Raw genomic sequence first — 12,134 nt, 5'->3', positions numbered from 1 at the left:
TTAAAAAGGAAAGTAGGAAGATGGTAAAATGGGGAAACGAGACTATTACGATGTACTAGGTGTAAACCGAAATGCAACCGATGATGAAATTAAGCGGGCATTTCGGCAACTAGCAAAAAAATATCACCCGGATGTTTCAAAAGAAAAGGATGCTGAAGCAAAATTTAAAGAAGTTAATGAAGCTTATGAAGTATTATCTGATCCAAATAAACGTCGGAACTATGATCAGTTTGGCCATGCTGGAAATGATCCAAATAGTTTTGGTGGCTTTAGTCAAGGCTTTAGTAGTGGTGATGGTTTTGAAGATATTTTTTCTGGTGGTTTTGGTGATATTTTTGAAAACTTTTTTGGTGGTGGTGCTAAGAAACGTCGTGGATTTAGTAACCAACCAATTAAAGGAGAAAATGTTGCAGCACGTGTTACAGTTACTTTAAAGGAACAAATGTTTGGAAAAACAGTCAAACTTGATTTGAATGTTGATAAAACTTGTGAAGCCTGTGATGGGACAGGGGCAAAAGATCCGAAAAAAGATATTCACACTTGTACAACTTGTGATGGATATGGATATGTCAATATTGAACAACGTAGTTTGTTTGGAGTAATTCAATCCCAACAACCTTGTCCTGATTGTAAGGGGCGTGGGAAAGTTGTTACAAGTAAATGTCCAAAATGTAAAGGTCAAGGTCATTATCGTGGGAAAGAAGTTGTTGAAATTGAACTACCAAAATCAATTTATGAAAACCAACAATTACGAATTCTGGAAAAAGGAAATTATGGTTTAAATAGTGGCCCTCGTGGCGATCTTTATTTAGAAATTTCCATTAAACCAAATAAATATTTTAAACGGGTTAATGATAATTTACACTTAGATTTACCAGTTTCTTATTTAGACGCATTATTGGGAGCTGAAATTAAAGTGCCAACTTTTGATGGTGATGTTCATTTAAAATTACCAGCAAACACAAAAACAAATAGTGTTTTTAGTATTCCAAACCATGGTTTTTTTAAAGGTCCAACATCTAGTAGACGTGGTGATTTAATTGTTAATGTTATCGTTGCAATTCCTACTAAACTATCTACTGAGGAAAAAACAAAACTGCAAGAATTAAAAGATATTAGTTCATTTCAAATTACCGATAATTTCTATGAAGATTTATAGTAAATAAAAAGGATTTAAAATTAATTTTAAATCCTTTTTATTTACTATTTTTATGTTCTTTTCAACGATAATAACCATAAATGCCAGTTGTTAAAACATAAACATTAGAATAACCAAGCTGGCGTAATTCTAATGCTGCCTCACTACTACGGTTACCACCGTTGCACAAGGTAATGATTAGTTGTTCTTTATTTGGTAAATAATAATTTGGGCGTTGTAATAAGTCAAAGATATAAACATTTGTTGAATTTGGTATTTGAGACAAAGTTTTAAATTCGACATTAGTTCGAACATCTAACAAGTAGGCCTGTTCTTTTAATGTTTCAAAGGTTTGATTATCAATATAAACTGAGTGCTGTTTCATATTGGGTTCCTCAACTTTTTCGCTATATTTATATCATATCGTAAATATCAAAATAATGTGTGATAAAATTAAAAAGGTTTAAAATAACAGAGAGGAATTAAGGGTTTTGATGGCAAAACAAGTATTTAAAAAGATAATTAATAATCGTCCGTTGATTGTTGAATATGGGCAATTAGCAAAACAGGCAAGTGGGGCTGTTTTAATCCGTTATGGTGAAACAGTAGTCTTAGTAACAGCAACAGTTAGTAATAAGGTTAGTGAAACTGATTTTTTTCCATTAACAGTTGTTTTTCAAGAAAAATTATATTCGGTTGGAAAAATCCCAGGGGGATTTTTAAAACGAGAAGGGAAACCATCAGAATATGGAACCTTGTCAGCACGGGTGATTGATCGTGCTTTACGACCATTATTTTCAGAAAATTTTCGAAATGAAGTCCAAATTGTTATTAATGTTTTAGCTGTTGATAACGATAGTGATGTTCGAATTGCTAGTTTATTTGGGGCATCATTAGCACTTGGAATTTCAAAAATTCCGTTTGCTGGACCAGTAGCAGGAGCATTGTTAACAGTTGATCAAAATCAGAATATTATTGTTGATCCAACCTTAGAACAGTTAAATACTGGCCAAATGGAATTAATTGTAGCAGGAACTGCTGATGCAATTAATATGGTAGAAGCTGGGGCGAAAGAAGTTTCAGAAACAATAATGTTAGAAGCAATTTTAAGGGGGCATAAGGTAATTGCTGAATTAGTTGCCTTTCAACATGAAATAATTGCTAAAGTCGGCCAACCAAAAATGGATGTCACATTATTTACTGTTCGTCGCGAAATTATTGATTATGTTAAGGAACATTATGCGACAAAATTAATTGCTGCGGCACAAATTAAGGAAAAAGTTGCCCGTTATGAAACAATTCAAGTTTTAACAGAACAAGCTTTGGAATACTATCCTATTGCAAAGGAGATGACCGAAAAAGAACAGCAACGAATTATTTCAGAATTAAAAACAGCATTGTATGCTGTTGTTCGTCAAGAAGTTCGTCGTCAAATTTTAATTGATAAAACAAGATTAGATGGTCGCCATCTTGATGAAATTAGACCTTTAACTAGTGAAATTGATGTCTTACCAGTTGTTCATGGGAGTGCTTTATTTGCCCGGGGTGAAACACAGGTCTTGTCGGTTGTGACATTAGGGGCCTTAGGGGAAAATCAAATTATTGATGGTATTACTGATGAAGATGGCAAACGCTTTATGCACCATTATAATTTTCCCCCTTTTTCTGTTGGTGAAACAGGACGAATGGGACCACCATCGCGGCGTGAAATTGGTCATGGGGCCTTAGGGGAAAAAGCATTGTTGCAAATTATTCCTAGTGAAAAGGTCTTTTTATATACAATTCGAATTGTTTCAGAAGTATTAGAATCAAATGGTAGTACTTCGCAAGCTTCAATTTGTGCGGCAACTTTGGCTTTAATGGCGGCGGGGGTTCCGATTACAGCACCAGTGGTAGGAATTGCAATCGGCTTAGTAAAAGAAGATGATAATTATACTATTTTAACTGATATTCAAGGGATGGAGGATCATCTTGGCGATATGGATTTTAAAGTAGCAGGAACAGCACAAGGGATTTGTGCCTTGCAAATGGATATTAAAATTGCGGGTATTAATGAAGCAATTTTACAAGAAGCGTTATTAGCAGCAAAAAAAGCGCGTCTACAAATTCTTGATAATGTTTTAGCAACAATTGCTGCACCACGAACACAGTTAGCACCAACGGCACCGAAGATGAAAACATTTATGATTCCAGTTGATAAAATTCGAGAAGTGATTGGTCCTGGTGGTAAGATGATTACAGCCATTATTGAAAAAGCCGATGATGTTAAAATTGACATTGAAGATGATGGACAAGTAACAATTTATCATAAGGATTATCCTGCAATTGAAAAAGCTTATGAATTAATAAAAGCGATTGCGATGCCAGTTGAAATTGGAACTGAAATGACAGGACCTGTTGTTAAAATTGAAAAGTTTGGGGCCTTCGTTAATTTAAAAGAAAATGTTGATGGTTTAATTCATATTTCAAAATTAGCAGAAAAACGGGTTGAAAAAACAGAAGATATTGTGCAATTGAATGATTTTGTTAAAGTTAAAGTTTTAGAAGTTGATAGTAAAGGAAAAATTAAGTTACAATTACTTGAAGTTTTACCGAAAAAATAATTATTAATTTCCCCAATCTTTTCAAAGAAAAAACTATTTAATTATTTGTTATAATAAAGGTAAGTTAGGAGATTTAGTTTATGAGTAAAATTGCGATTGATATGATGGGAACCGATTTAGGAATTGATCCAATTATTGGGGCTTTAAAAATCTTTATGAAAAAATATCAAGATGTTACATTTGTTCTAGTTGGAAGTGAAAGTGAAATTCAAACGGCAACAACTAAAGCAAAATTAGATGCAACAAGATATGAAATTTTTGCAACAACGGAAGTTATTTTAATGACAGAAGGTTTAATGGAAGTTCGTCGTAAACCAGATAGTTCAATGGTTCGTGCTGCTGAATTATTATGTGATCAAAAAGTAGATGCGTTTCTTTCGGGTGGGTCAACTGCAGCTTTCTTAGCGGCGTGTCACTTTATTGTTGGTGAAATTCCTGGGATTTCTCGCCCAGCTTTTATGCCCTTTATTCCAACCATTAAAAAAGGAAAATCAGTTTTAATGTTAGATGTGGGGGCTAATTTGGAAAATGATGCACAAGATCTTGTTAATTTTGCCATTATGGCTAGTGTTTATGCGCAAGCAATTATGAATAATCCAGCGCCAACAGTTGCTATTTTAAATATTGGAGAAGAGGCATCAAAAGGGAAAGATTATCATAAGGAAGCTTATAAATTGTTAGCAGAAAATAATAAAGTTAACTTTAAAGGAAATATTGAACCACGGGATATTACAAGTAATTTTGTTGATATTATTGTAACGGATGGTTTTACAGGTAACATTACTTTAAAAGCCTTAGAAGGAATGGCAAAAAACTTAATGGGCGTTATTAAACACGAATTAACTAAAAATCTTTATCGTAAATTAAAAGCATTATCGCTTCGTAAAGCATTCCGTGGTGTTCGCGAAACATTTGATTATCGAAATAATGCTTCAGCGTTAGTTCTAGGGTTAAAGGCAATTGCCATTAAAACGCATGGTAGCAGTGATGAGAAATCATGAATTAGTACATTAGAAATGGCACGTACTGCAATTGTTAATGACTTTGTCCAAAAAATGACAGTAAAATTGTTAAAGGAGGATTAATTTTACGATGCAGTTTATAAATAAAAAACCCGAGCAATTATTTGCTGAATTAAAAGATTTTTTTAAACAATATAATATTCGAATTAAAGAAAAAAAATATTATTTAGAAGCGTTAACACATAATTCTTATGCTAATGAAAATAATTTAAATTATACTTACCAACGCATGGAATTTTTGGGTGATGCTATTTTAGCAAAAGAAATTTCATTATATCTATTTTTAACTTTTCCTGACAAAAATGAGGGAGAAATTACTAATTTACGTAGTAAAGTAGTTCGTGAAGGGACATTAGCAGAATTAGTCCGTCAAATGAACTGAGCTCCTTTTTTGTTGTTAGGGAAAGGAGAGATTAAAACAAAAGGGTACGAAAAAAATCGAATTTTAGCAGATATTTATGAATCAATGTTAGCAGCATTGTACCTTGATTTAGGAGAAGAAACAGTTCGTGCTTTTATTGATCAAACTTTAATTAAAATGGTTTCAAATCCGGGCTTTTTTGATCAAATTCGAGATTATAAAACTGAGTTACAAGAATTTTTACAAGCTGGTGATGTGCGAACATTAGAATATAAGTTAGTAAAAGAATCACCACCATTAGAGGGCAACCGAGTATTATATACTGTGATAGCAGAAATTGATGGAATTCGTTATGGGGAAGGCCATGGTTATACGCATAAAGAAGCAGAACAATTAGCAGCGCGAGACGCGTTACAAAAATTAGCAAAAAATCCAAAATATAACTTTGAAAAATAAACAATAATGTATTATGATTAAATTATATGGAGATGAAAACTAATGATAAGACATTTATTCAAGAATTTTTGATTAAGTTTTACCAAGAATAGTTTGCAGGTTTTGGGATTGTTTTTAATGTTAGGTGTTGTTATTACTCTTTTTGGGGGAATGATTATGTCAAATGATTTAAGTACTAGTCAATTAGCTGTGATTGGGAAACACTTATATAATACCAATATTTCTTTTCGATTTAGTGAGCAATTAAAAATTGCTTCAAATAATAAAAATTTATCATATGGATTAAATAATATTAATTATATTAATCCTAATCAAACCATTGATGTTACTAAAGCAGAGAGTTCTTATTTTTCATTAAGAGGAACAAATGATAGTTATCAAATTTATTTAGATTCAACACAAGATCCCGCATATAACGGGAAATGACTTGCGTCAAATAGTTCGAATCCTTATTTTGTTGAGCAACTAAAAGCAACGGGGAATGTTGTTTTAAATTTTACGAGTAATATTTTACCTAGTAGTGATTATTTTTTAAGTCAAGCCGACTATGTTGAACTACTAGGATATTTAACCAATCGTGATGGGTTAATTCCCTTTGTTAGTTCTCCGGATAATCCACATTTAGCGACTGATACTAATGTTTTTACTAATGCTTATCAAAATTTTGCGCAAAATCAAGCGCGGATTTATCAGTTGGAATTACGGTTATTAAATTCGGTAATTATTGGTTCGGTTGCTGATCGGGCAATTATGAATGAAACAATGCAAGTTTATGATATTTTTAAAGCAGAAAACTTTTATATTCAAAGTGATCGGCCATATTATTGAACAACCCCAATTATGGTTAAGGGTGACTATCAAACTTTTTTAAATTATGATGCAGCAAGTGATTATCCCCCAATTATTATTAATAATTTTTATGCTTCGCATAATAAAATTAAAATTGGTGATCTTTTTACAATTTATGGGTTTAAATATCGTGTTGTTGGGTTTGGAACTAATGCTTATGTTAATAGTGCTTCAAATGAATCATCATTTATTTATAATCTGTACTTATGAATTCGTGGTGATGAATATGATCGTTTACAACAGAATATGGCAGCAGCGGCGCGGATTATGAGTAGCGGGGTAACAATTAATGCTGCGCTTGTAAAAGACCAATGAAACAATAATTTTTTAACAACAAAAAATAGTTGAAGTGATATGGCAAATGTTTATGATAATGCTAATTTTTCATATTTGACGGGGACTTATAGCCCATTAAATCATATGAAAGAATTGATTACAAATAAAGAGGAAATTATTTGGTCAATTTTAGTTGCGATTTCATTATTATTGGTAATTTCATCGTTTATTATGATTAGTATGATTGTAAATAAATTGTTATTTGTTAACCGTGGCATTATTGGAAATTTAAAAGCCCAAGGATATGGAACAGGAACAATTGCCTTTTTACTTTTATCTTGTTTCCTATTATTAATGTTTGTGATTGCTTCTTTATCATTAATAACTAGTTGGATTTTTGCTTTCATTTTAAATATTACATACCAAGGGTTCTTAGAATTTACTACTTATATTTCGATTCCACCTTGGTGACTAATTGTTGGAACATATTTATTTCCGAGTTTAGTTGTTTGTGCTTATGCCTTTTTATTTATCATTATTGAAGTGTCACGACCAACCTTAGTCTTGTTGAAACCAAAAGTGGTAAAAACACACATTCCAAAAATTAATCTTAATTTAAAAGCAGATACAAATTGAAAATATGTTTATCATTATGATACAAATTATAATTATACTGCTAATCAAACACCATCATACGATTACTTGGTGTATGAGAATCCAACGACGGTTAAAGACCCTAATGTCTCGGGTTATCTTTTGTTAAACCCGCAACAAAGAGTTTTTACCCAAGAAATGGTTTTAAAAAAATATGCTAGTGTTGGAACATCACCACCTGTGTGTGGACCATTTGTTGGTGGTAGTGCTGTGATTCCTTCTTTAAAACATTTATGGTTTAAAGCTAATTTCTATGAATGATATTTACAAAATTGTAAAAATACAAAATATTATGATCAAATTACAAAGTTTATTCAAGGGTCAGTTTATGAGTATTTTATTAACGAGTTAAGTCATGAAGATGGAATTATTACAATAGGTTATCAGCCAATTATTTATGGACCATATCAATCCGAAATTTTTGCTGATACACAAAGTCTTTATGCTCAAGAAGCAATTAACTATCATAATCTAGAACAATTCTTAACAAATTATCAAACGGAAAATAGCGGGTCAACAATTGATTTATCAATTCCAACTTTTTATCGTAATTTTATTAGTGGTCAAAAGCTAAAATCTTTATCGGGTAATGCCATTGAGTTTTATGATTATAAAAATAATACTAATTTATTTTATCCAAATGTTGAAAAGAAAACAGATATTAGTTGATTCTTTAATGAAATAACAAGTTTTGATCAAAGCGGTAATCCAGATAGTTTATTACGAGCAGCCCAAACTGATCGTTTTAGTTCAAAAGTTAATTACGCTATTTTACAAGTTAATGAAATGAAAAAACTAATTCAAAGTAAAAACTGGTTCCATAGTAAGGACCCAAGTTGAGACCCAACCAAGTACCGTGTCCAACTATATCCAATTATTATTAACAAAGCGTATCAGTTTTTAAATGGAATTAATATTGGTGATATTTTAGTAAGCAATTTTAACGATAAAGCTGTTACTTTCTATGTTGTTACTGATCAGTTTGATAATGGGATGAAAAATATGTTTTTAATTAATCGGTATAATAATCAACATTTAACACCAAAATGGTTAACAACATTATATTCATCGTTAGTTCAAAATGAAACATATCATTTTATATTGGGGTTTATGAAAAAAATAATAATTATAATGTTTTACCTGATCCTTCCCAATATCAGCCGTCACCAATTTACAATGGAACTCAAAATTTAAAAATATTATTGCAACAAACAGTTAATTTACAAATTATTTTGTTCTTAATTTATTTATTAATTCTTGTTGCATCAATTATTGCTTGTATTTTCCAAATCTTTATTATTACTAATATTATTTTAAAAGACAATTTAAAAGTTTTAAAGCGTTAGGATACTCTGATCTTTGAATCTTTAACCGAATGTTTTTAATTTATTTACCAATTATTTTAATTAGTTGAGTAATTTCAATTTCAATTGGGGCGATGGTTATCAGTTTAATTCGTTATCAAATTGTCTATAATAATATGTTATCTTATGTTTCAGGAACAGTTAATATTGGTGACTATTTAATTAGCTTTTTAGGGTTATTAGTAATGTTTATTGTTGCTTTTGTGTTGAATAAACGATTTATGAATCGACGTTATCCAATCTTAAAAACAATGAACTGAGTTTAAACAATTAACTGTTGAGATAGATCCTAGTGACAATAATTCCAAGGAGGTCTCCAAAATGGATACAAATTTATTAAAGCAATTACAAATATTAGCAGTTGATCAAAAGAATTTGACAAATCAAACCATTGCCCGTTATATTTTAATGAATCTTGCTACGATTAATAAATTAACAACAAGTGAACTAGCTAGTAATTGTTTTACTTCAGCGGCCGGGATTATTCGGTTTTGTCAAAAGCTTGGTTTGGAAGGAATTAATGAGTTAAAATTTAAGGTCAAGTATTTAACAGAATATGTTTCATTAGATGTTCAACAATTTAATGCTAATAAACAATTAGTGCAAGATGAAATGGCCTTTTTTAATGAATATTTAAAAATCAAAATTGAATCAGCGCAATTATTGCATACTAATTTTTTTCAAAATGATTGGTCAACTTTAATTAAAAAAATCACAATTGCCAAAACTGTTTTCATCTTTGCTTTTAATTTAGCATATAATGTTTCTCGAAATTTTGTCCAACGGTTACGTTGAATTAATAAAAATGTTATTCATCAAAATGATTTAAACTCAATTGAGTCTTATTTACCAATGATTACAAGTGATGATATGGTTCTTTATATAACTTTGAGTGGACAATCAAACTTTATTGCCACAATTGCTAAACAAGTTAATCCAGATGTATATTCATTTGGAATTATTGGTAAAAAAACTGCTTTAACAGATCATTTAACAGATTATTTTGTTGTTAATTCACGGGAAAATGAAATTTGAGATGTTTTTTCAATTCGATCACAAACGGTAATGCAATTTTTAGATTACTTATATGCTAAAATTATTCGAAAATATTTTTAATAAAATTCATTTCATTTTTTAGAACTATATTCCAAAATATAGTTTTTTTATTGTTTAAATTTCTTTTTTTGTTTTAATTAATGAAAGGACAACAGAATTTTATTGAAGTAAGGAGGATAAAATGAGTATTAAAAATAAAGATGGTCTTTTTGCAATTGAACAAATTATTTTAGATTCATGAGCCACAACACAAGATGAGGCATTTCAAGAATTAGCATCAATTGCTTACAAAGCAGGGTGCATTGATAATATTGACAAGTTAGTAAAAGCATTGTGAGCACGCGAACATGAAACATCAACGGGATTAGAAGATGGTTTTGCAGTCCCACATACCCGCATGAAAGATATTAAAAAACCAGCTGTTATTTTTGTTCGTTATCAAACGGGGCTATCATGATCAACATTTGATAATAGTCCTGTGCAAGTGGCAATTGCTTTAATTATTCCAACGAATAAGAAAAATGATATTCATTTGGAAGTATTAAGTAATGTTGCAAAAAAATTATTAAATGCTGATCTTCGTCAAACTTTAAAAACAGAAAGTGATAAAACAAAAATTCTAGCATTGTTACAAGCAGAAGATGAAACAACAATTGACGCAAACGAAGATTATAAGGGATATGTTTTAGGAATTACAGCTTGTCCAGCTGGAGTAGCACATACATACATGGCTGCTAAAAAAATTGAAGATGAAGCAAAACGATTGGGATATGCTGTCAAAGTTGAAAAACAAGGAGCAAATGGTTTTGAAGATAAATTAACAACAGAAGATATTCAAAATGCTAATGTGCTAATTATTGCTGCTGATATTGCTATTGGTGAACAAGAACGGTTTGTTGATATTCCAATTTTAAAAATAGCGGTTAGTGAACCATTACATGATGTTGATGGTGTTTTTAAAAAAGCATTTCAAATTATGCGACAACTTCCAAATCAACATATTCCAACAACAAAACAAACTAAAATTAAAAAAGAAAGAGGTTGATTTAAATTACATTTTAAAGGAGGGGCTGTTAGTTTAAAAAATGCGGTTTTAACTGGAATTTCTTATGCGGTTCCTGTTATTGTTGCTGGAACAGCAATTCAAGCTTTAATTACAATTATCATTCAAATTGCTGGAGCGGATTATATTGTGCAACATGCTAATTGGTTAAACACTTTAAGCAATGTTGCTGGAAAAAGTTTAAGTATTTTATTAGCGCCAGTTTTAGCGGCTTATATTGCTTATGCAATGGCTGATAAACCAGGGTTAACACCAGGTTTTCTTGGTGGTTTAGCATGTGTCTATGTTACAAAAACTGCTGCTGATGGAACAGTAATTGTTGATGGTCTTGGATTCTTGGGGGGTTTAATTACTGGGATTCTAGTTGGATATATGATGAAACTATTTAAAAAATATTTAGTTAGTCAAAAAATGCAAGGAGTCTTAACTTGGTTTGTTTATCCGGTTTTGGGATCATTAATTAGTATGTGTGTGATTTTATTTGTTATTGGACAACCAATCGCTTTATTAATTAATGTTATTTTTAGTGGATTAACAACTTTACAGACATCTAATTTAGCCGCCTTGTTAGGAATTATTATTGGAATGATGTGTGTCTTTGATTTAGGCGGGCCGTTTAATAAAGTGGCATGGGCTTTCTCATTTGCATCATTTTCACAAGCCTTTACTGGTGGGCAATTAACTAATCCAGCATTATTAGTACCATATGCTTGCTTTTGAGCAGCCGGAATTGGAACTGGTTGAACTACAGCATTAGTAACGCTTATTGGTCGTTGTTTTTCAAACCAATATGAAAAAGAAGCTGGAAAAATGTCGTGAATTTTATCATCATTAGGAATTACAGAGGGGGCAATCCCATTTGCCTTATCTGATCCATTCCGAGTAATTCCTTCTTTCATGTTAGGTGGTGCTGTTTCAGGGGGATTATGTGCCGCATTTAATTTAGGATCAACAATTACTGGTGGTGGTTTTATTACAATGGCCGGAATGCAATCTGCAACAGGGGCGGTTTCCATTGGTGTTGCAATCTTACTATGATTAATCTTTGCTATTATTGGATGTGCAATATCAACAAGTTTATTATTAGGTTTAAAATATATTAAGACAAAACCAATAATCGAGAAAAAAGTACAGACTTGAACAGTTAATATTTTATCATTAGGAATTGTTCCAGCGGTTAAAAAACAACATTTAAAAAAATTTAACCAATTATCAACCGATGAACAAGAACAATATTTAAATCGAAAACAGAAAAAAAAGTAATCTTAAGATAGAAAGGTAACAGTGATTAT

At 31.1% G+C, this 12,134-nt stretch carries 10 protein-coding genes; 9 read left to right on the top strand and 1 reads right to left on the bottom strand.

Annotated features, from left to right (window positions below; all coding sequences use genetic code 4):
* Positions 1-28 precede the first annotated feature (28 nt).
* Positions 29-1,159, top strand: coding sequence for a molecular chaperone DnaJ (gene dnaJ / locus ACOBWH_RS07580; RefSeq protein ID WP_424526351.1), 1,131 nt, complete (start codon positions 29-31; stop codon positions 1,157-1,159).
* Positions 1,160-1,196: 37 nt separating this feature from the next.
* On the opposite strand, the gene ACOBWH_RS07575 is transcribed toward dnaJ, so the two are convergent.
* Positions 1,197-1,523 carry a rhodanese-like domain-containing protein gene (locus ACOBWH_RS07575; RefSeq protein ID WP_253301066.1) on the bottom strand — a complete coding sequence of 109 codons (327 nt, stop codon included), beginning with the start codon at positions 1,521-1,523 and terminating at the stop codon, positions 1,197-1,199.
* A gap of 109 nt (positions 1,524-1,632) precedes the next feature.
* Between ACOBWH_RS07575 and ACOBWH_RS07570 the strand changes: the two genes are divergently transcribed.
* The 8 genes from ACOBWH_RS07570 (at position 1,633) to ACOBWH_RS07535 (ending at position 12,105) form a co-directional block, all read left to right on the top strand.
* On the top strand, positions 1,633-3,741 hold the full coding sequence (locus ACOBWH_RS07570; RefSeq protein WP_424526350.1) for a polyribonucleotide nucleotidyltransferase: 2,109 nt from the start codon (positions 1,633-1,635) through the stop codon (positions 3,739-3,741).
* Positions 3,742-3,821: 80 nt separating this feature from the next.
* Positions 3,822-4,826 (top strand): phosphate acyltransferase PlsX, encoded by a 1,005-nt coding sequence (gene plsX, locus ACOBWH_RS07565; protein ID WP_424526349.1) that lies wholly within the window; start codon positions 3,822-3,824, stop codon positions 4,824-4,826.
* A gap of 7 nt (positions 4,827-4,833) precedes the next feature.
* Positions 4,834-5,580: a ribonuclease III gene (gene rnc, locus ACOBWH_RS07560; RefSeq protein ID WP_070407105.1), complete on the top strand. Its 747-nt coding sequence runs from the start codon at positions 4,834-4,836 to the stop codon at positions 5,578-5,580.
* A gap of 117 nt (positions 5,581-5,697) precedes the next feature.
* A complete protein-coding gene (locus ACOBWH_RS07555) occupies positions 5,698-8,553 on the top strand; it encodes an ABC transporter permease (protein WP_424527447.1) in 2,856 nt (951 codons plus the stop codon).
* Positions 8,554-8,561: 8 nt separating this feature from the next.
* A complete protein-coding gene (locus tag ACOBWH_RS07550) occupies positions 8,562-8,705 on the top strand; it encodes a hypothetical protein (RefSeq protein ID WP_424526348.1) in 144 nt (47 codons plus the stop codon).
* Positions 8,706-8,734: 29 nt separating this feature from the next.
* Complete coding sequence (locus ACOBWH_RS07545) at positions 8,735-8,989, top strand: hypothetical protein (RefSeq protein WP_424526347.1); 255 nt, start codon at positions 8,735-8,737, stop codon at positions 8,987-8,989.
* Between the two features lie 55 nt (positions 8,990-9,044).
* Entirely contained in the window at positions 9,045-9,839 is a 795-nt protein-coding gene (locus ACOBWH_RS07540; RefSeq protein WP_424526346.1) for a MurR/RpiR family transcriptional regulator, read from the top strand.
* Between the two features lie 121 nt (positions 9,840-9,960).
* Positions 9,961-12,105: a fructose-specific PTS transporter subunit EIIC gene (locus ACOBWH_RS07535; protein WP_424526345.1), complete on the top strand. Its 2,145-nt coding sequence runs from the start codon at positions 9,961-9,963 to the stop codon at positions 12,103-12,105.
* Positions 12,106-12,134 lie beyond the last annotated feature (29 nt).

The organism is Spiroplasma endosymbiont of Glossina fuscipes fuscipes (assembly GCF_049669535.1).
GTDB lineage: Bacteria > Bacillota_I > Bacilli_A > Mycoplasmatales > Mycoplasmataceae > Spiroplasma.
The sequence above is the reverse complement of the archived record's forward strand: the minus strand, read 5'-3'. Positions and strand labels throughout refer to the sequence as shown.